General features: G+C 33.1%; 19 protein-coding genes and 1 riboswitch. Of the genes, 17 read left to right on the forward strand and 2 right to left on the reverse strand.

The genetic code is table 11. The annotated features are described in order from the left end of the window. Nucleotides 1–5: 5 nt before the first annotated feature. From ABV008_RS08170 to groL, 9 genes are all read left to right on the forward strand, one after another. Complete coding sequence (locus ABV008_RS08170; RefSeq protein ID WP_352419335.1) at nucleotides 6–872, forward strand: isocitrate lyase/PEP mutase family protein; 867 nt, start codon at nucleotides 6–8, stop codon at nucleotides 870–872. Nucleotides 873–1,137: 265 nt separating this feature from the next. Beyond that, nucleotides 1,138–2,298: an amidohydrolase family protein gene (locus ABV008_RS08175; RefSeq protein ID WP_352419336.1), complete on the forward strand. Its 1,161-nt coding sequence runs from the start codon at nucleotides 1,138–1,140 to the stop codon at nucleotides 2,296–2,298. 23 nt (nucleotides 2,299–2,321) lie between these two features. Next, nucleotides 2,322–3,839: a DUF362 domain-containing protein gene (locus ABV008_RS08180; RefSeq protein ID WP_352419337.1), complete on the forward strand. Its 1,518-nt coding sequence runs from the start codon at nucleotides 2,322–2,324 to the stop codon at nucleotides 3,837–3,839. A 2-nt stretch (nucleotides 3,840–3,841) separates the two neighbouring features. Continuing rightward, nucleotides 3,842–4,687 carry a UPF0280 family protein gene (locus tag ABV008_RS08185; RefSeq protein ID WP_352419338.1) on the forward strand — a complete coding sequence of 282 codons (846 nt, stop codon included), beginning with the start codon at nucleotides 3,842–3,844 and terminating at the stop codon, nucleotides 4,685–4,687. A gap of 33 nt (nucleotides 4,688–4,720) precedes the next feature. Beyond that, entirely contained in the window at nucleotides 4,721–5,305 is a 585-nt protein-coding gene (locus ABV008_RS08190) for an amino acid synthesis family protein (protein WP_352419339.1), read from the forward strand. Nucleotides 5,306–5,562: 257 nt separating this feature from the next. Beyond that, the gene (locus tag ABV008_RS08195; protein ID WP_352419340.1) at nucleotides 5,563–6,447 is read left to right on the forward strand and encodes a DNA-3-methyladenine glycosylase family protein; all 885 of its coding nucleotides are present in this window, start codon (nucleotides 5,563–5,565) and stop codon (nucleotides 6,445–6,447) included. Further along, nucleotides 6,444–6,650 (forward strand): DUF554 family protein, encoded by a 207-nt coding sequence (locus ABV008_RS08200; RefSeq protein WP_352419341.1) that lies wholly within the window; start codon nucleotides 6,444–6,446, stop codon nucleotides 6,648–6,650. Before ABV008_RS08195 ends, ABV008_RS08200 begins: the two co-directional genes overlap by 4 nt. Nucleotides 6,651–6,922: 272 nt before the next feature. Next, nucleotides 6,923–7,204: a co-chaperone GroES gene (locus ABV008_RS08205; RefSeq protein WP_074348949.1), complete on the forward strand. Its 282-nt coding sequence runs from the start codon at nucleotides 6,923–6,925 to the stop codon at nucleotides 7,202–7,204. 241 nt (nucleotides 7,205–7,445) lie between these two features. After that, a complete protein-coding gene (groL, locus tag ABV008_RS08210) occupies nucleotides 7,446–9,080 on the forward strand; it encodes a chaperonin GroEL (RefSeq protein WP_352419342.1) in 1,635 nt (544 codons plus the stop codon). A gap of 163 nt (nucleotides 9,081–9,243) precedes the next feature. On the opposite strand, the gene ABV008_RS08215 is transcribed toward groL, so the two are convergent. Continuing rightward, nucleotides 9,244–9,501, reverse strand: a complete 258-nt coding sequence (locus ABV008_RS08215; protein WP_352419343.1) for a spore coat protein — start codon at nucleotides 9,499–9,501, stop codon at nucleotides 9,244–9,246. A 67-nt stretch (nucleotides 9,502–9,568) separates the two neighbouring features. Then, nucleotides 9,569–9,775 (reverse strand): hypothetical protein, encoded by a 207-nt coding sequence (locus ABV008_RS08220; protein WP_352419344.1) that lies wholly within the window; start codon nucleotides 9,773–9,775, stop codon nucleotides 9,569–9,571. 213 nt (nucleotides 9,776–9,988) lie between these two features. Beyond that, nucleotides 9,989–10,090, forward strand: a riboswitch (purine riboswitch). A gap of 121 nt (nucleotides 10,091–10,211) precedes the next feature. Between ABV008_RS08220 and guaB the strand changes: the two genes are divergently transcribed. The 8 genes from guaB to ABV008_RS08260 all read left to right on the forward strand — a co-directional run bounded on the left by guaB (nucleotide 10,212) and on the right by ABV008_RS08260 (nucleotide 20,444). Beyond that, entirely contained in the window at nucleotides 10,212–11,669 is a 1,458-nt protein-coding gene (guaB, locus tag ABV008_RS08225; protein ID WP_352419345.1) for an IMP dehydrogenase, read from the forward strand. Between the two features lie 17 nt (nucleotides 11,670–11,686). Next, complete coding sequence (gene guaA / locus ABV008_RS08230) at nucleotides 11,687–12,652, forward strand: glutamine-hydrolyzing GMP synthase (RefSeq protein WP_352419346.1); 966 nt, start codon at nucleotides 11,687–11,689, stop codon at nucleotides 12,650–12,652. 623 nt (nucleotides 12,653–13,275) lie between these two features. Then, the gene (locus ABV008_RS08235; protein WP_352419347.1) at nucleotides 13,276–14,412 is read left to right on the forward strand and encodes a YkvI family membrane protein; all 1,137 of its coding nucleotides are present in this window, start codon (nucleotides 13,276–13,278) and stop codon (nucleotides 14,410–14,412) included. A 31-nt stretch (nucleotides 14,413–14,443) separates the two neighbouring features. Then, entirely contained in the window at nucleotides 14,444–15,571 is a 1,128-nt protein-coding gene (locus ABV008_RS08240; protein ID WP_352419348.1) for an acyl-CoA dehydrogenase family protein, read from the forward strand. Between the two features lie 15 nt (nucleotides 15,572–15,586). Next, nucleotides 15,587–16,384 (forward strand): electron transfer flavoprotein subunit beta/FixA family protein, encoded by a 798-nt coding sequence (locus ABV008_RS08245; protein ID WP_352419349.1) that lies wholly within the window; start codon nucleotides 15,587–15,589, stop codon nucleotides 16,382–16,384. A gap of 12 nt (nucleotides 16,385–16,396) precedes the next feature. Beyond that, nucleotides 16,397–17,407, forward strand: coding sequence for an electron transfer flavoprotein subunit alpha/FixB family protein (locus tag ABV008_RS08250; RefSeq protein WP_352419350.1), 1,011 nt, complete (start codon nucleotides 16,397–16,399; stop codon nucleotides 17,405–17,407). Nucleotides 17,408–17,524: 117 nt separating this feature from the next. Beyond that, nucleotides 17,525–18,760 carry a CaiB/BaiF CoA transferase family protein gene (locus ABV008_RS08255; RefSeq protein ID WP_352419351.1) on the forward strand — a complete coding sequence of 412 codons (1,236 nt, stop codon included), beginning with the start codon at nucleotides 17,525–17,527 and terminating at the stop codon, nucleotides 18,758–18,760. A 40-nt stretch (nucleotides 18,761–18,800) separates the two neighbouring features. Then, nucleotides 18,801–20,444: a class I adenylate-forming enzyme family protein gene (locus tag ABV008_RS08260; RefSeq protein ID WP_352419352.1), complete on the forward strand. Its 1,644-nt coding sequence runs from the start codon at nucleotides 18,801–18,803 to the stop codon at nucleotides 20,442–20,444. The last annotated feature ends 27 nt before the right edge of the window (nucleotides 20,445–20,471 follow it).

Consider the following 20,471-nt stretch of genomic DNA (forward strand, 5'->3'; position numbering starts at 1 on the left):
ACAAAATGAAAACATCTTCTATGCTAAGACAATTATTAAATGATAAGGAAATACTTGTAGCACCAGGAGCACATGATGCATTAACAGCAAGAGTAATCGAAAAATCAGGATTTAAAGCAGTATACATGACAGGATATGGACAAGCAGCTAGTGTTTTAGGTAAACCAGACATTGGATTATTAAGTATGACTGAAATGCTAGATAGAGCTAGAAAATTTGCAAGCGCTGTAAATATACCAGTTATAGCTGATGGAGATACTGGTTTTGGAAATGCTATAACAGTTATGAGAACAGTAGAAGAATACGAGGCAGCAGGAGTAGCAGCAATTCAGCTTGAAGACCAAGTAGCACCTAAAAGATGTGGACATATGCTTGGAAGAAAAGTTGTAAGCCTTGAAGAAATGGTTGGCAAAATCAAGGCAGCTGTAGCAGCTAGAAAAGACCCTGATTTTGTTATAATAGCTCGTACAGATGCTCGTACAATATTAGGTATAGATGAAGCTATAAAAAGAGCAAAGGCTTATGAAGAAGCAGGAGCAGATGTAATATTTGTAGAGTCAGTTGAAAGTGTAGAAGAAATGAAAAGAGTAAATAGTGAAATAAAAGTTCCTACACTTGCTAATATGGTTGAAGGCGGTAGAACTCCTCTTTTAACTAACAAAGAGCTAGAAGAAGTTGGATACAATTTAGTTATATACCCAACAGCATCAACTTATGTAACTGCAAAGGCTATGTTTGGTTTAATGGAAGAGTTAAAAGTAAATGGTACTACTGCAAAGAGCTTTGATAAAATGATAACATTCGCAGACTTCAATGACTTAGTAGGTCTAGGAGAATATGCAAAACTTGAAGATGGCTATGTAAGAGAATAATTAATTATAAGTCTCTACAGTTTCTAGATAATTTCACAAACAAAACCATAATTTCATAAATGAAATGAAGCTAAGACAAGTATAATTGCCTTTCCTATTGATTAAAATAAGCACATTGCATTATTGAAATGGTTAATTGAATTATCAAAAATTAAGAATCAGTTAAAAGCAGGAGAAACCTCATATATTTTCGTTAATTTTATGGCATAGATTATGCAAGTATAATTAGTATCAAAATAATTACTTAATTAAGGAGGTAGTTAGAATGTCAAAATTAGGTATTAAAAATATTGGTATTTTAGTAACAGGGGATGTAAAAGCTCCTATTTCAAAAGCAACTACTATTATAGTTGAAGATGGTAAAATACTAAAAATAGGTGAAGAAAAATTATTAGAAGAGTTTAAATGCGATAAAGTAATTGATGCAAAAGGCTCAACTGTAGCACCAGGATTTATCGATTCTCACGTTCACCCAGTATTAGGAGACTTTACACCAAGACAAAACACATTAGGATTTATAAATGGTTCAATGCATGGTGGAGTTACAACAATGATATCAGCAGGAGAATGTCACACTCCAGGTAGACCAAAAGACGCTACTGGAACAAAAGCATTAGCAGTACTTGCACATAAGAGTTCAAAAAATGCAAGACCAGGTGGAGTTAAGCTTCATGGTGGAGCATTGATTCTTGAAAAAGGATTAGTAGAAAAAGATTTTGAAGAACTTGCAAAAGAAGGAGTTTGGTTAGTAGGGGAAATAGGACTAGGATCAGTAAAAGATCCTGAGGAAGCAGCTCCAATGGTTAAGTGGGCTAGAAAAAATGGATTTAAAGTTATGATGCATACAGGTGGAACTTCAATTCCTGGTAGTAGTACAATAACAGCTCAAGATGTTATAAATACAGATCCAGACGTAGTTTCACATATTAATGGTGGACCTACTGCAATAGCACCTGAGGAAGTTAATAAGATAATTGAAAATACTAAGATGGCTTTAGAACTTGTACAATGCGGAAACTATAAAATAATGAAACATACTGTTAATGCAGTAAAAGAAAAGGACCAATTAGAAAGAATTATTGTTGGAAACGACTCCCCATCAGGTTCAGGTATAATACCTCTAGGAGTTCTAAGAACATTATCTTATGTTGCTTCAGAAACAAATGCTTCAGCAGCAGAAGCAATATGTTTTGCAACAGGTAATACAGCAAAGGCTTATGGATTAAATGTAGGTTTTATTGAAGAAGGAAAAGAAGCAGACTTCGTAATAATGGACGCACCAATGGGCTCAATAGGCAAAAACTCCTTAGAAGCTCTTGAAGCTGGAGATGTTCCAGGAGTATCAATGGTAATAATTGATGGCGAAGTAATGTTTACAAAAAGCAAAAACACACCTCCTGCAACTCATGGTGCAGTTATCTGCTAAGCTAGAAAGGAGAAAAATAGCCTATGATAGTAATTGATTATGATAAATGTAAAGGCTGCAGTATATGTGTAAGAAACTGCCCTTTAGATGCTATAGAAGTTAAAGAAAAAAAAGCTTATACAAATGATAAATGTGTATCTTGTGGAATATGCTTTAGAGTATGTCCATTTAAGGCAATAGAAAAAACAGAAGAGCAAAAACCAGAAACAGTTAAATGTACTCACTGTCCTGTTGGATGTACAATACCAGTAGGAAAAACAGGTGCATGTAAGAGATATACTAATGTAGATGGCGAAATCGTTAGAAATAGAAAGTTAGTTGTAGATGCTATAACTACTGTTCCTGAAAAAGAAAATTTACCATATAAACCACTTATAACTGCTGTAGGTAGTGGGACAAACTATCCATGCTGTCGTCCAGCACCATTTATTGTACAAGATAATCTAGAAGGTGTAGACGTAGTAACAGTAGTTACTGAAGCTCCCTTAAGCTATAGTGGTGTAAAAGTAAAAATAGATACAAACATCCATATAGGAGACGAAGGCGCTAAAGTAAAAAGAGACGGTAAAGTAGTCGGAATGGTAACTACAGAAGAATATGGTTCTAAAATGCTTACTATAGGTGGAGCTAATCTTCTAAGTAACGGAAATGACGGATTTATAGTTGCAAGAACTATTGTAGATTTAGCCAATGGAAGAAGAGTAACATTAAAAGTAGATAATGGGAGCACACTAGAAATACAACAAGGTGAAGCACCTATTATTGATGGCACAAAGGAAAAGCTAATGAGAGTTGGCTGTGGTAGTGCTACTGTAGGACTATTCGCAAGACATTTATGTAAGATAGTAAACGAAGCAATAATATTAGACTACCATGTAATAGGACTCCTATCAGAACACCTTGCAGGTGAAGAAGTTGGATTGAAATATAGTGGAGTAGTACCTTATGGAGTTAAGAGTACAAGAGGTAGATATTTTGGAAAGCCTGGCCATGGTTGGGGAGGTACAGAAATAGTTAATCCAATAGATGCTGTTACTTCTGTAAACATGGATTTAGCAAAGCCAGGATACAAGATTCTTGTAACTGAAACTACTGGACAAAAAGCAGCACTATTAGAAGTTCAGGAAGACGGCTCAGTTAAGGAAATTTCTATGACAGAAGAAGTATTAGCTGCAGTTAAGCTAATATCAGATACATGTGAAGAATCAAAGGTTTCAGTTATATATACTGGTGGAACAGGTGGAAGTGCAAGAGGTGGAGTAACTAGTTTCCCAAGAAAATTAACTGATGCTATACATGAAGAAAAAATTAGAATGACTGTAGCAGGAGCGCCAGTGTTTATCCTTCCTGGAGGAGGAATAAATTTCATGGTAGATGTAGGAAAGATGGTACCAGAAGCTACAACTTGGGTTCCAACACCTGCAACAGTAGCTCCAGTTGAGTATACTATGACAAGAGAGAAATACGAAGAGCTTGGAGGACATACTGAGTCTATAATTACTAAAGATGAACTTTTAAAAATGCTTGAAAATGAGGAATAGTTATGATTGAAATGCTTCAAGACAATAGAGTATTTGTAAATCACGGTCCTATACAAATGGTTATAGATGTGTCTATAGAAGGCAAGAGAGTTCCTGAAATAGGATTTAAAGTAGGAGAATATATACTAGACCAATTTGATAAGCTAGTGCATTATATTCCTGATTTAAAAAAGATGAGAGCTTATAGGAATATAAATAATGAATTTCCTAAAGTCTTAAATAAGATGATTGCTGCAGTAGAAAAGTGTGGTTATGAAGAGCTTAACACCCTTGGAGCTGTAGCAGGTTCCTTTTCTGATGTGGCTCTAGAAAAAGCAATAGAGCTAGGTGGCACTAGAGTCATTATAAATAACGGTGGAGATATTGCATTAAAAGACTTGAAAGGAAAGCCAATTAAAGTTGGAATTCCATACACAAAGAGCAATGAAAAAAGACAGCTAGTTTTAACTATTACAGAAGAACAGGGAATTCACGGTATATGCACTAGTGGTATAGGAGGCAGAAGCTTTACTAAAGGAATAGCCACTGCTGCAGTAGCTTTAGCATCTAATGCTGCTACTGCAGATGCATGTGCTACTTATATAGGCAATATGACTAATGTGGAAGATGAGAATATTATTCGTTGTCTTGCAGAAGAAATAGATTCTGGAACTGATATTAAGGGTCAACTTATAACTTTAAAAGTAGGTAAAATCAGACAAGAGAAGAAGTATAAAGCATTATTAAACGGGCTTAAGATAGCAGAAGACTTGTATAATAATGAAATAATAAAAGCTGCTATTTTATGTATAGATGAAACAATTGTAAAATGTCCAGAAGACTTAAGTGTAGAATCTATACATTTATAAATAAAACTAATAATATAATAGGAGGCTTTACAAATGGATATTAAAATAAGAAAATATTATACTTTTGTAGAAGAAATCAAAGCAGATGGCGGAAAAGAAGTAGAAGGAAGCCATAAAAGAGTGTCAATAGCAGTAGTGTTTGAAAATCCTTATGCAGGAAAATATGTTGAAGATCTTTCACCATTATCAGATTGGGCATCATCAATAGCACCAGACTTAGTTGAAAGAGCATTAAATGCAGCAGGTATTGATAAAAGCGAAGCAGAAAGCTATGGTAAAGCAGCAATAGTTGGTGGAAATGGTGAGCTTGAGCATGCAGCAGCACTACTTCACCCATCACTAGGAAAGCCATTTAGAGAAGGACTTGGAGGAGGAAAAGCTATTATTCCTTCAGCTAAAAAAATGGGATATCCAGGTTGTTCAATAGATGTACCACTACACTTTAAAGATGCAGCATTTGTTAGAACTCACTTTGATGCAATGGAAGTAAGAGTTCCAGATGCACCAAGAGACAATGAAATAGTTCTAATCCTATCAGTTACAAACTGTGGAAGACCACATCCAAGAGTAGGCGGACTTAAAAAAGAAGAAGCTAAATGTGAAGACGGCTTAAGATAAAAAATATTTATTTAAAATATTCGTAATGTAGATTTAATAACTAAATATTAAACTGTATACGAACATTCCTTACATTCCTAGATAATTAACCATAGAACTAAATAGTTCTATGGTTAATTTTGTTGAGCAAACAATTTGTAACGTTTAGTTTGCTTTTTTCTGTATTTATAGGGTAAAATAAAGGTTATGGTATATTGTTTTTGGTTATATTATTAAAATAAAGCAAATTGAATATCTGGCCATGGAGGACGATATTTATGAAACATAGAATTTTTGAGGAAAAGGATAAGATAATAATAAAAGATTTAAAAGACTTTGAGCCTAAACATATTTTTGAATGTGGGCAATGTTTTAGATGGGATGAAGAAGCGGATGGAAGCTATACTGGTGTAGCATATGGAAGGATTCTAAACGTTAGAAGAGATGGTGAAGATATAGTTCTTTCTAATACCAACTTAGATGACTTCAATAACATATGGGCAGATTATTTTGATTTGAAGAAGGATTATACAGAAATAAAAAACAAATTATCCAGTGATTCAATATTAAAGGAGGCTATAGAGTTTGGACATGGAATAAGGATATTGAATCAGGATGTGTGGGAAATACTTATATCTTTTATATTATCAGCGAGAAATAGCATTCCTATGATTAAAAGATCAATAAATATGCTAAGTGAAAGATATGGGGAGTATATTGGTGAATACAACGGAAGGAAGCATTTTAGTTTTCCAGAAGCAAATGTTTTAGATAAACTATCTCTTGAAGAGTTAAAGGACTGTAAGACATCTTTTAGAGCAAAATACATAATAAATGCTGCAACTATAGTATCCAGTAAGCAAATAGATATATATAGGATTAAAAATCTTTCTACAGAAGATGCTAGAAAAGAGCTAATAAGATTTACAGGAGTAGGCCCTAAGGTTTCTGATTGTATTATGTTATTTTCAATGAATAAGCCTGATGCCTTTCCAATAGATGTTTGGGTAAAAAGGGTTATGGAGCATTTTTACTTAAAAAAGGATACTAATCTAAAAGAAATACAGGAATATGCCCAAGGTAAATTTGGAGAATATGCAGGATATGCTCAGCAATACTTATTTTATTACGCAAGAGAATTAGGTATTGGAAAAAATAATTGAGAATTGAGAATTGGAAAAGGTTTTTAACAGAACCAGCAATAACGGAGATGTCTGCTGTTGGTGGCGTTTTAATTATAGGTATAGGCATTAACCTTTTAGAGTTGAAAAAGATAAAAATAGGAAATATGCTGCCAGCTATATTTATACCTATTATATATTTTGTAATTTCCATTGAAATTGTTCCATTTTTACTGAGATTTTAATAATATAACTAGGTGTGTATAGAGATTTTTCATCTATTTTTTATAGAATTATGAAAAGCAAAGATATATCGCAATATCAAGTAAGAAACGAAGAAAAATTATTATAAAATGGAATAATGACGGTAAAACCGAAATTATAGTCTAAAATGGCATTTGATTCTATAAAATGCTTTAGATAACATATATGTTGTAAGAATTAGCACTCAACGATAGAGAGTGCTAATAAATAAAAAAGAAAAAGATAAAATTAAAATAAACAGGGAGGGTCAAACATGAATATTAAGCCATTAGGAGACAGAGTTGTTATTAAAAAGGTAGAAGTTGAAGAAAAAACTAAAAGCGGTATAGTACTTCCAGGTTCAGCTAAAGAACAACCACAAATAGCTGAAGTTATTGCAGTAGGTGCTGGAATAACAGGAGATGAAAAGAAAAAAGATGAAATAAAAGTTGGAGACAGAGTAATATTCTCTAAATATTCAGGAACTGAAGTTAAAGTAGATGATGTAGAATACACTATAGTAAAATTGGCTGACATATTAGCTGTAGTTGAGTAGAAGTAGATTAAAATAAATATACGTTCACGGTTTCGAACATGAATAATTCTAAAGCTCATTCCAATAAAAAATACTAAAATTCGTAAACTCACTACGTTCAAACATACGAATTTCTTAACGTATTTTTCATCTACATTTGCTAAGAATTATAGTCATGTTCTGCAAATGTTCACTAAATATTTATTTTAATCTCGAGTGTTTATTAATGATGGATTCAATAAAATTTAGGAGTGTGAATATAATGGCTAAAGATATTAGATTTAGTGAAGAAGCACGTCGTGCTATGGAAAAAGGTATAAACAAATTAGCAGATACAGTTAAAGTAACTTTAGGACCAAAGGGGAGAAATGTTGTTCTAGATAAGAAATTTGGTTCACCACTAATCACAAACGATGGTGTTACTATAGCTCGTGAAATAGAACTTGAAGATAAATATGAAAATATGGGAGCTCAATTAGTAAAAGAAGTAGCGACAAAAACTAATGATGTTGCTGGAGATGGTACTACTACAGCTACAATATTAGCTCAAGCAATTATTAGAGAAGGATTAAAAAACGTTGCTGCTGGTGCTAACCCAATGATTGTTAAAAGAGGTATACATAAAGCAGTAGACGTTGCTGTAGATGAAATAAAGACACTTTCTAAACCAATAGAAAGTAAAGAGTCAATAGCTCAAGTTGCATCTATATCTGCTGGTGATGATGAAATAGGAAGCTTAATTGCAGAAGCTATGGATAAGGTTGGTAAAGAAGGAGTTATTACAGTTGAAGAATCAAGATCAATGGGAACTACTCTTGATGTAGTTGAAGGTATGCAATTTGATAGAGGATATTTATCAGCATACATGGTAACTGATACAGATAAAATGGAAGCAGTATTAGAAAACCCATATATTTTAATTACTGACAAGAAAATAACTAATATTCAAGAAATTCTACCAATATTAGAGCAAATAGTTCAACAAGGAAAACAATTATTAATCATTGCTGAAGATGTTGAAGGAGAAGCTTTAGCTACATTAGTAGTTAACAAACTAAGAGGAACATTTACATGTGTAGCTGTTAAAGCACCAGGATTTGGAGATAGAAGAAAAGACATGTTAAGAGATATAGCTATTCTAACAGGCGGAGAAGTTATATCAGAAGAATTAGGATATGACTTAAAAGAAGCTACATTAGACATGTTAGGAAGAGCTCAAACTGTAAAAGTCGATAAAGAAAACACTACAATAGTAAATGGTGCTGGAGATGGGCAGGCTATTAAAGATAGAGTAAGACAATTAAAATCACAAATAGAAGAAACTACTTCAGAATTTGATAAAGAAAAACTACAAGAAAGACTTGCTAAATTATCTGGTGGAGTTGCAGTTATCCAAGTTGGAGCAGCAACAGAAACAGAATTAAAAGAAAGAAAGCTTAGAATTGAAGATGCATTAGCTGCTACTAGAGCTGCAGTAGAAGAAGGTATAGTATCAGGTGGTGGAGTTGCATTAATCAATGTTATACCAGCAGTTAAAGAATTATTAAATACAACTACCGGAGATGAAAAGACAGGAGTTAATATAATAGTAAGAGCTTTAGAAGAGCCGGTTAGACAAATTGCAGCAAATGCGGGATTAGAAGGCTCAATCATAGTTGAAAAGGTAAAAGCAAGTGAAAAAGGCGTTGGATTCGACGCATTAAATGAGCAGTATATAAACATGATTGAATCTGGTATAGTAGATCCAGCAAAAGTAACAAGATCAGCTCTTCAAAATGCTGCATCAATAGCTGCTATGATTCTTACTACAGAAGCTGTAGTAACTGATTTACCAGAAGAAAACGAACCAGCTATGCCAGGAATGGGCGGAATGGGCGGTATGGGCGGAATGATGTAAAAAACCCATTAACCAAACGATTTGGATAGTTTGATGATTAATTAAATAATTGATATTTAAATACCAACAAAAGTATGCTAATGAACTTTTGTTGGTATTTTTTATAAAGTATAGGAGAGTTCTGCTTTGTTGTTTTATATTTCTCATTTTTTTGTTTTATAAATTACTTATACTTAGTAACTAAATTTTCTATCTCTTTTTCACTAGCTAATTTCATATTATTCCAACATCTAATTTCAATTGCTTCGAGAACGGAAGACTGTATTTGCCGTACATTTGATTGACAATGTAAAAGTATTTGCCTAAGTTCTGAACATGAAGATTCCATTATAGTGCAGTTATAAGAATTTGATAGTTGCTTTTCGGAATAAATAAGATCTTTCAACAAATCCTTTTCTGTAAGGTGTTTATCTATGTACACAGATAATCCTCTCCTTGTAATAGATTTTTACTCACTAAAGAATCTTACAGCTTTAGCTACAATAGTATCAAGAACTTAAATAAGATAGTAGCAACTTATAGTTTTCCTCATGTATTTTTCCGGTATTGTAGCAAATATTTTTTAATTCGCTATCGAAGATTGTATTGCTGTAGGAAGTACATTTTTTTGAAAGAAGAAGCTCTTGATTTAAAAGCTCATCTATTAAGTGAAGTGTTTTGCAATCAACATCCTTTTTTGTTGCATATTTTTCCAAAATACCACCTCCATCTTGATAGCTTAAAACAATAGTATAATTATTATGTCAATTTATAAAAAATATATAGCTTGTAAAAAATGAGACTTAAAACAATATGATTAATAAACTGAAAAATTATGTCAGATATTTTAGAATATTATATTAATAATAATTAATAATAATATAATAAGTATTTTCCTTGACAATCATGTAATTTTTTGTTAAGTTTAAAAGAAAATATATATAAAAACTCATATATACCCTAGAATATGGCTAGGGAGTTTCTACCAGATTACCGTAAATTATCTGACTATGGGTGGAATAGAAATTAGCTAGAATTATTATTAATTCTAGTATTTGTCGTATTTTTATGTACACAATTCCACTCAAGGGACGGTGTACTTTTTTATTTCTAATTTTCAACTCTCAATTAAAATATGTAGGAGGCTATATAATGGAAAAGTTTATTAGTGAAGGTTTAACTTTTGATGATGTATTATTAGTACCAGCAAAATCTGAAGTACTTCCTAAAGATGTGCGCACTAATACTAATCTTACTAAAAAAATAAAACTTAATATCCCAATCATGAGCGCAGGAATGGATACAGTGACTGATTCAAAAATGGCTATAGCAATTGCTAGAGAAGGTGGCATAGGAATTATTCATAAAAATATGTCCATAGAAAAGCAGGCTTTAGAAGTCGATAGAGTAAAGAGATCAGAGCATGGCGTTATAACAGACCCATTTTATTTATCATCAGATCATATTTTAGCAGATGCATTAGAGCTTATGGAAAGATATAGAATATCTGGAGTACCTATCGTAGATGAAGACATGAAACTTGTAGGGATAATTACCAATAGGGACATAAGATTTGAGACTGATTCTTCTAAAAAAATATATGATGTAATGACAAAAGATAACCTAATTGTTGCAGAACCAAGTATAACTTTAGAAGAAGCACAAGAAAAATTAAAAGCTCATAAAATAGAAAAGCTTCCTTTGGTAGATAATAATAATGTTCTTGTAGGACTAATAACTATAAAAGACATTGAAAAGAAAATAGAATTTCCTAACTCTGCAGTAGATAGCACTGGCAGGTTATTAGCAGGAGCTGCAGTAGGAGTAACAGCAGATGTAATGGATAGAGTTAAAGCTCTAGTAAAATCAAAGGTTGATGTAATAGTCGTAGACACAGCTCATGGACATTCAAAGGGTGTTATAGAAACAGTAGCTAAGATAAAAAGAGAGTATCCTGAACTACAGTTAATTGCAGGAAACGTGGCTACTGCAGAAGCAACAGAAGACCTTATAAAAGCTGGTGCAGATGCTGTAAAAGTAGGAATAGGACCTGGTTCAATATGTACTACTAGAGTAGTGGCAGGTGTTGGTGTTCCACAGATTACTGCTATTTATAATTGCGCACAGGTTGCTAAAAAATATGGTATACCTATAATAGGAGATGGAGGTATAAAATATTCTGGAGATATAGTAAAGGCAATAGCAGCAGGTGCAGATGTAATTATGATAGGTTCAATGTTCGCAGGCACCGAAGAAAGCCCTGGTGAAATGGAATTGTATGAAGGTAGAAGATTCAAGGTGTATAGAGGCATGGGTTCTCTTGGTGCTATGGCTGCTGGAAGTAAAGATAGATATTTCCAAGAGAATAGCAAGAAACTTGTACCTGAAGGAATTGAGGGAAGAGTACCTTACAGAGGACCTCTAAATGATGTTACTTATCAATTAATAGGTGGCTTAAAGGCTGGTATGGGATATTGTGGAGCTGCAACTATAGAAGACTTAAAAGAGAAGAGTCAATTTATAAGAATAACTAATGCAGGGCTACTAGAAAGTCATCCACATGATATTCAAATTACAAAAGAGGCTCCAAATTATAGCAGATCATATTAAATAATGAAATTGGAGGAATGAAAATGGGTCAAAGGATAATACAAGAGAATTTTGTTGAAGAATCGATTCAAGAGATAAAGAATAAAATAGGAGATAAAAAGGCAATTTGTGCATTATCAGGAGGAGTTGACTCATCTGTAGCTGCCGTATTAGTTCATAGAGCTATTGGTAAAAATCTTACTTGTGTATTTGTGGATCATGGTCTTTTGAGAAAAAACGAAGCAGACCAAGTAGAGGAATTATTTAGAGAAAAATTCGACATGAATCTTATAAGAGTAAATGCTCAAGAAAGATTTTTAAACAAGCTAAAGGGTGTTACAGATCCTGAAAAGAAGAGAAAGATAATAGGTGAAGAATTTATAAGAGTTTTTGAAGAAGAGAAGAGTAAGCTAGGTCAAATAGATTTTCTAGTACAAGGAACCATATATCCTGATATAGTAGAAAGTGGTACTGAAGGAACAGCTGTTGTAAAAAGTCATCATAATGTAGGGGGCCTTCCAGAAGATGTTGATTTTGAACTAGTAGAGCCTCTAAAAATGCTTTATAAAGATGGAGTAAGAGAAGTGGGAAAACGTCTTGGACTTCCAGATGAAGTAGTAAACAGACAGCCATTCCCAGGACCTGGTATTGGTGTAAGAGTATTAGGTGAACTAACTAAAGAAAAGCTTGATATTTTAAGAGAAGCCGATTGGATATTTAGAGAAGAAATCAAAAAAGCAGGCCTAGACAAAGAAATATGGCAATACTTTGCAGTACTACCTAATGTTCAATCTGTCGGAGTTGTAAATGATGAAAGAACATATTGTCATACCATTGCTTTAAGAGCCATAACTACAAAAGATGCAATGGAAGCTAAATGGTACCCAATACCATTAGAGCTATTAGAAAAGATTTCTACAAGAATTACAAATGAAGTAAAGGAAGTAAATAGAGTAGTATATGATATAACAAGCAAACCACCGGCTACGATTGAGTGGGAGTAAATTTAATCAAAAGTTAAAGAATAATAAAAAAATAAGATTTTAAGTGAGATTGAAATGCACCGCCAAAAGTTAGACTATAAATTTAACTTTTGGCGGTGCATTTTTGTATACAAACAAAACGGTGCATTAATACACCATCAATATATATGGAGTGGCATTTATGCACCGGTTTTTGTTAATAATTTGTCAACAATTTTTAAAAAAATGAAAGAGAAGGCCATTTTTTGAGGTTTAAATAATTGGCATGAAAATTGCTATTATATAATAATAAGGAATTAATAATATCCCTTTTATTAATCAATTAAATAGATTACTTGAGTATTCTGATAACTAAACAAAATATTAATTAATCAAAAAATATTTTAGTAGATAGCATGCTTGGAAAACGTTACCACCATATTTTATATGTAAAATATTTTAAAAGGAGTTAATGTATAACTTATTTGTGGCTATTTATCAGACAGAGACACCACCTTTTTCAAGACAAAATCTTTGTCTCAAAGAGAGTATGGTGTAACTCTATCTAATAAGTATATTATATTTTTAAAATTATTTGTTTATTATTTAACAAAGGATTATAGGTTTCCTTTAATAACCTAAATAAATTGATAAGGAGAATAAAAATGAGCAAAGAAAAAAATGGATTAGCATTAGGCGGAATATTTAGTATTGCATCTGTATGGTTTGGCGCACACGTAGGAGGAGGTTTTGCTAGCGGGAGCCAAACAATGAGTTTTTTTATTAAATATGGTAAGCATGCGGCATTATTTGCAGTATTATCGATGGTTGTCGTAGGATTAACTTATCGTGAAAACATGATTATGGCGCGTCATTATAATGCTTACGATTATCACTCATTTGGAAAAGTATTATTTCAACCTTATAACAAAATTTTATCTCCAATTTATGATATTTGCTATATAATGGCAGGAATGTTGGCAGTTAGTGCATCTATTGCTGGAGCAGCAGCATTATTAACTCAAGTCTTTGGAATCACATATTTTTTATCTGTATTAATTATTGGTGTACTAACACTATTGTTAAGTATGTTTGGGTCAAATTTGGTTAGTAAAGCTTCTTCTGTTTTAACTATATTAATAGTTGTTTCCTTTTTATTAATTTGCATTCAGGGAATAGGCAAAAATAGTGTAACTTTACAGCAAAACTTATCTCAAGCTGTTGATAGTTCAACATTTTGGAAAGGAGCTTGGAAAGCTTTAAGTTATGCTGGATTTCAATGTTTTGCATTTTTAGGTCTTTTAGGTGCAACTTCATTAACAAAAACAGATGAAGATTGTACAAAAGTAACAGGAATTGGGTTTGTTATTAATGGGGTGATGATTGCACTAACTGTACTATTAATTCAAGCTTTTATGCCCGATGTTGCAAAAGAAACTTTACCAATATTAGCTACTACAAAATTAATGGGTGGAGGATATTTAGTTGTAATCTATTCTATTGCTTTATTTAGTGCATTTCTATCTACTGCAGTTGCTGTAGTTTATGGAAATATAATGCTATTTAGTCGCCTTTCAATTGAAAAGGGTCTTAAAATAGCAAATAATAAAAAATCTTTATCTTTGATTATAGGTATAATAATAATTTTGATTTCTATGCTAGTTTCTTCTGCAGGATTAACAAAGATTATTGCTGTAGGATATTCTTACTTTGGTTACATTGGAATTTTCTTGGTAATTTTACCATCATTGACTTATGGACATTTTAGAAACAAGAAATATAAAAAAAGTAATAATAATTAGTTGAATATTTTCAAAAGTAGGGAGGATTATTATGCAAGTTACAAATGAAATGAAAGATTTACGAGAATTAGTGGAAAGTTATTTGGAAAATGAAGTAGCTCCAGTAGTAGGAGAAATTGATGCTTCTGGTGAATTTCCTGAAAAAATTTATAAAGATATTTTAGATATGGGATTGCACTTACTAGAGGTTCCTGAAGAATATGGTGGAGCCATGGTGGATAGAAAAACCGAAGTATATATTGCGGAGACATTAGGCAGATATGATTGTGGGCTTGCTTCCGCTATTGGAGCAAGTAATTCTGCATGCAGTACGATAAATTTATTTGGAACTGCAGAACAAAAAAAGCAATACTTTGATATCCTTGTGTCTGGGAAATTAGCTGCTTTTTGCTTGACTGAACCAAATGCTGGCTCTGATGCAGCTTCTGTAAGTACAAAAGCTCGTTTAGAAGGCGATGAATATGTATTAAATGGAACAAAATGTTTTATTACCAATGGAGGAATAGCTGGAGTATATACTGTGTTTGCGTCTACTGATTTGTCGAAAGGAACAAAAGGCTTATCAGCATTCTTTGTGGAAAGAGACCGTCCAGGTGTATCTATTGGAAAGCATGAAGACAAAATGGGAATTCGTTTATCGAATACTACTGAGGTAATTTTTGATGAATGCAGAATTCCAAAGGACCATTTAATTGGGGAAGAAGGTAAAGGATTTGTTTATGCAATGAAAACACTAGATACTTCTCGTCCTTTTGTTGGAGCTACTGGTGTTGGATTAGCCCAAAGAGCTATTGATGAAGCTGTAAAATATTCTAAAGAACGTGTTCAATTTGGTAGACCAATTGCTTCTAAACAAGCATTACAGTTTATGCTTGCAGACATGCAAATTCAAACAGAAGCGGCTCGTCAGTTAGTTTATCATACTGCGGAGTTGATAGATGATAGAAAAGATTATTCGATTTATTCTGCTATGAGCAAGGTGATGGGAGCAGATACTGCCATGAAAGTGACATGTGATGCATTACAAATATTTGGTGGATATGGTTATATGAAAGAATATCCTATAGAAAAAATGATGAGAGATGCAAAAATTCTTCAAATATACGAAGGAACAAATCAAATACAACGTGTTGTCATTTCAGGTATAATGCTACATTAAATTGGAGGGATTTAAATGAATATTTTAGTTTGTGCGAAACAGGTTCCTGATACGACGGAAATCAAGATTGATCCTGTAACTAATACTCTTATACGTCAAGGTGTACCTAGTATTGTAAATACCTTTGATGCCTATGCTTTAGAATTAGCTGTTAGACTAAAAGAAAAGGAAGGCGGAAATATCACAGTAATTTCCATGGGACCAGAACAAGCCAAAACAGCTTTAAAAGAATGCTTATCTGTAGGGGCTGATGAAGCGTATCTAATTAGTGATAGAGTTTTTGGGGGCTCTGATACTTTAGCCACAAGTTATATTTTATCTACTTTTATTCGATTTTTAGAGCAAGAAAAAGGTGCATTTGATTTAATCTTTTGTGGAATGCAAGCCATAGATGGAGATACTGGACAAGTAGGACCAGAAATTGCAGAACATCTAGGTTTACCCCAAGTGACTTATGCAATTGATATCAAACAGGAAGACACTCAAACACTAATTAAAAGAGACAATGATCAAGGATATGATTGGATTGAAGTGCAAACTCCTGCAGTAGTTACAGTGTCCAAAACTGAATATGAGCCAAGATATGCTACTATAAAAAGCAAAATGGCTGCTAATCGAGCAGAAATTCCAGTATTAACTTCAAAAGATGTATCCATAAATTTAGAAAATTGTGGATTAAAAGGTTCTCCTACAAAGGTAAAGAAAACATATACACCAGTACGATCTAAAAATGGCGTAATTATTCAAAAAGAAACAGTAGAAAGTTCTGTAAAAACTTTAATGTCACTACTAGTAGATTCTAAAGTACTGTAAAGGAGGCTAATCATGAGTGTGAATTCAGAATATAAAAATGTGTGGGTTTATGTTGAAACCGAAGATGGAAAAGAAAAAAATGTAGGATTTGAATTATTACGTCCTGGCAGAGAAATCGCTGATGCATTAGGAGAAAAATTAGTTGCAGTTGTAATTGGACATAATGTACAAGGAGTAGCGAAAGAAGCCTTAGAGTATGGAGCAGATGAAGTTATATTAGTTGACAATCCTGTATATAATAGGTACTTAACTGATGCAGTTTATTTATGCTTTACACAACTAGTTGATAAATATAAGCCAAATACTATTTTAATTGGAGCAACAAGTAATGGAAGAGACTTTGGCCCAAGAGTAGCTTGTAAGCTAAAAACTGGGTTAACTGCAGACTGTACTAGTATTGAGTTCAACCAAGAAAGCAATAATGTAACTTGGATACGTCCAGCATTTGGTGGAAACCTTATGGCGAAAATCGAATGTCCAGATCGTCGTCCTCAAATGGGAACAGTTAGACCTGGTGTATTTAAAAAGCCAGAACGAGTTGGACAAGTAGAGGGAAAGGTAATTCAAGAAGACATTTCAATTCAGGAAGAAAATATTCGAACTCGAATACGAGAAACTATCAAAGAAGTATCAGCAGAAGTAAATTTAGAAGATGCAGAAATTATTGTTTCTGGAGGACGTGGCCTTGGAAAATCAGAAAACTTCTCTTACATTCGGGAATTAGCTGAAGTATTGGGTGGAGCAGTTGGCTCATCTAGAGCAGCAGTAGATAGTGGCTGGATACCACATGCTCATCAAGTAGGACAAACTGGAAAAACAGTAGCTCCTAAAATATATATTGCTTGTGGAATATCTGGAGCAATTCAACATTTAGCAGGAATGTCAGGCTCAGATATTATTATTGCAATCAATAAAGATCCAGATGCACCTATATTTAAAGTTGCAGATTATGGAGTTGTAGGAGATCTTTTAGAAGTTATACCACAATTTATTGAAGAAATAAAAAAATACAAAAATAACTAAATGCCAACTATTAAAACTAAGAGAAGATTTAGTTTTAACTGAATAAATAGGAGCTTTAAAAAAGGATTATAGGTTACCTTTATTAATCTAAATACGTTATATAAGGAGAAATGAATAATGAGTAATAATCCATATAATCTATTACAGAATGTGAAAATAGTTGAATTAACAACATATGTAGCAGCACCATCAGCTGGCCGTATATTAGCTGACTGGGGTGCTGACATAGTTAAGGTGGAAGCTGTACCTAAAGGAGATACGACACGTTTTGCCGTTCCTTTACCTGGAATGAAATACATTACTTACGATGTTCATAATGCCAATAAAAAAAGCATTGCCTTGGACTTAAAGACTTCTGAAGGTAAAGATGTCATGGATAAATTATTGGCAAATGCTGATGTTTTTCTAACCAATACTCGTGCTCGTGCTCTTGAGAAGTTAGGATTAGATTATAATACTCTTCATGACAAATATCCTAGGCTTATCCATGCACACATGACTGGATTTGGAGAAACAGGCTCAATGGCTAATGACCCAGGTTTTGATAATGTTTGCTTCTGGGCATTAGGAGGTGCAATGATTGCATCTATGGAAAAAAATACAGCCCCTGTAATCCCTCCAAGTTCATTTGGAGATAATTCTACTGCTAGCACTATGGCTGCTGCAATATGTGCTGCACTGTACAAGCAGAAATGTACTGAAGAAGGTAGTAAAATAGTTGTATCACTTTATGGACAAGCTATTTACAATATGTTAGAGCCTATACTTTCCATTCAATGTAGTGATTTAGATAAATATCCAAAGAGTCGTCTTGAGAATACTCCATTGAATAATACCTATAAATGTAAAGATGATAAATGGATAATGGTGTGCTGTCATGAGTATGAACGTTATTTTCCATATTTCATGAAGATTATAGGTAGAGAAGAACTAATTGAAAATCCAGAATATAATACATTTGCTAAGGGAAATGAAAATTGTAGAGAAATTGTTCAAATTATCAGTGAAGGTTTTATGAAATTCACTCGTGATGAGCTAGATGAAATTTTAAGGAAGAATGATATACCTCATTCCATAGTATGTAATGTTTATGAAATATTAGATTCTGAACAAGCAAAGGACAATTTATACTTGTCTAAGTTTACTCAGCCTAATGGTGATCAATATATAGAAAGTGCTACACCTGCAAAATTTGGCGGAGTTACGCTTCCACCGAGAAATCGTGCTCCATTCTTAGGTGAGCAATCCTCAAAAATTTTAACTGAACTTGGATATAACGAAGCACAGATTCAGGAAATGATATCAAAAGGCATTCTAATTGAGAAGCATCTACATGCCGATCAAGAAAAATAACCTATGTAAGCTGACTGTGTTATCGAACAAGGAGGATAAAATGGATTTATTGAATGTTACTCTTACAGATGTGTTGAAAAAAAATGCAGAAAATTATCCTGAGGACATAGCCTATATTTTTGATGATGTCAGCTATAATTGGAAGCAGTTGGATGAAATTACCGACATCATAGCATCAATGATGCTAAAAAAAAATATTCATAAAGGTACACATGTGGGGGTTTGGAGCATTAATTCTATCCAACAGGTTTGTATCATGTATGCAGCAATGAAGATTGGTGCAGTTACAGCTGTTTTTAATTATTCATATAAGCATTTAGAAATGAAAAGCGTTTTATCCTATGCTGATATTGAATATTTATTCTATGGAGAATCTACGGGTTCTATTGATTATTTGGAAGTTATCAATAAAATTAAGAGAAATCTTCCTGAGTTAAAGGATTTCTTTAGTATTACAAGTATATTTAATGAAGCTTTTGAATTACAGAAGTTAGATGATGCCCTGGGATTGAAGACCATGGAAGAGCTCAGTAAGGCCAAGGGATTGGTTACAACTGAAGATACAGCTTGTATGCTTTTTACTTCTGGAAGCACACAACTACCTAAAGGTGTTTTACTCTCATATTATAGTATACTTAATGATGCAAAAGTACTATCAGATTTATTGCGATGGAATAAAAATAAAGATGTCATGCTGATTGGTATGCCAATATTCCACTGCTCAGGGATGACATGTGGACTTTTATTGGGATTAATGGTTGGGATGCCTACAGTAATAATGCGTAAATATAAACCAGACCAAGCTATGAAACTCATAGAAAAATATCATGTTACAGCATTTAATGTGGTTCCTTCTATGTTAATGCTTTTAGTTCAGGATCCAGGCTTTGGTCATTATAATATTTCCTCATGGAACTCTGGTATTTTAGCAGGTTCAGGCATAACAAGTGAGAAATATCGTGAGTTTATTTCAAAGGTTAATATTCCTCATTTACAAATAGGATATGGCCAGACTGAAACGTCACCTTTAATTACTTTGTCACACTATGATGATGACACTATGTTAAAATCAGAAACCATAGGTAAGGCAATTCCGAATATGGAAATACGTATTTGGGACAATGAAGCTAATTGTGAGTGCGATGCAAATGTCAAAGGGGAAATCCAGACAAAAGGCTTTTGTATAATGAAGGGATATTACAATATGCCTCAAAAGGATTTGGAAAAGTATACTCATGATGGTTGGCTTAAAACCGATGATGTTGGGTATCGAGATAAAAACGATTATTTTTATTTCTGCGGACGCATGAGTGATATGATTGTTCGGGGTGGAGAAAACATTTCTCCAAGTGAAATTGAATGCGTTATAGAACATTATAGTGAGGATATTCTTAATGTTAAAGTTGTAGGAGTAGATGTAGATACTGCTGTTCAGGAGGAAATTACTGCTTTAATAATAATGAAACCAGGTAAAAAAATTGATCCTGATGGGTTAAAAGACTTTGTTAAAAAGCATCTTGCTAGCTATAAGACACCGAATTTTGTTTTTCAACTAGAGAAGTTTCCCATGAATAGTACAGGAAAAATTGATCTTGTAGCTATTAAAAAGTTAGCAAAAAATAAGATAACAGAAATATTAGAATATCAAAATGATGATAAAACATGGCTGGATCTATGTCAATAAGGATTATAGTTTGCCTTTATTAACTAA

This window comes from Proteiniborus sp., assembly GCF_040308045.1.
Classification (GTDB): Bacteria; Bacillota; Clostridia; order Tissierellales; family Proteiniboraceae; genus Proteiniborus.

Coding starts and splice junctions, on each gene's coding strand:
- ABV008_RS08180 (WP_352419337.1), top strand. CDS start 2,322: ATGATAGTAATTGATTATGATAAATGTAAAGGCTGCAGTATATGTGTA.
- ABV008_RS08175 (WP_352419336.1), top strand. CDS start 1,138: ATGTCAAAATTAGGTATTAAAAATATTGGTATTTTAGTAACAGGGGAT.
- ABV008_RS08170 (WP_352419335.1), top strand. CDS start 6: ATGAAAACATCTTCTATGCTAAGACAATTATTAAATGATAAGGAAATA.
- ABV008_RS08245 (WP_352419349.1), top strand. CDS start 15,587: ATGAATATTTTAGTTTGTGCGAAACAGGTTCCTGATACGACGGAAATC.
- ABV008_RS08250 (WP_352419350.1), top strand. CDS start 16,397: ATGAGTGTGAATTCAGAATATAAAAATGTGTGGGTTTATGTTGAAACC.
- ABV008_RS08240 (WP_352419348.1), top strand. CDS start 14,444: ATGCAAGTTACAAATGAAATGAAAGATTTACGAGAATTAGTGGAAAGT.
- ABV008_RS08195 (WP_352419340.1), top strand. CDS start 5,563: ATGAAACATAGAATTTTTGAGGAAAAGGATAAGATAATAATAAAAGAT.
- guaA (WP_352419346.1), top strand. CDS start 11,687: ATGAAAATGGGTCAAAGGATAATACAAGAGAATTTTGTTGAAGAATCG.
- ABV008_RS08205 (WP_074348949.1), top strand. CDS start 6,923: ATGAATATTAAGCCATTAGGAGACAGAGTTGTTATTAAAAAGGTAGAA.
- ABV008_RS08255 (WP_352419351.1), top strand. CDS start 17,525: ATGAGTAATAATCCATATAATCTATTACAGAATGTGAAAATAGTTGAA.
- guaB (WP_352419345.1), top strand. CDS start 10,212: ATGGAAAAGTTTATTAGTGAAGGTTTAACTTTTGATGATGTATTATTA.
- ABV008_RS08185 (WP_352419338.1), top strand. CDS start 3,842: ATGATTGAAATGCTTCAAGACAATAGAGTATTTGTAAATCACGGTCCT.
- ABV008_RS08235 (WP_352419347.1), top strand. CDS start 13,276: ATGAGCAAAGAAAAAAATGGATTAGCATTAGGCGGAATATTTAGTATT.
- ABV008_RS08190 (WP_352419339.1), top strand. CDS start 4,721: ATGGATATTAAAATAAGAAAATATTATACTTTTGTAGAAGAAATCAAA.
- ABV008_RS08260 (WP_352419352.1), top strand. CDS start 18,801: ATGGATTTATTGAATGTTACTCTTACAGATGTGTTGAAAAAAAATGCA.
- groL (WP_352419342.1), top strand. CDS start 7,446: ATGGCTAAAGATATTAGATTTAGTGAAGAAGCACGTCGTGCTATGGAA.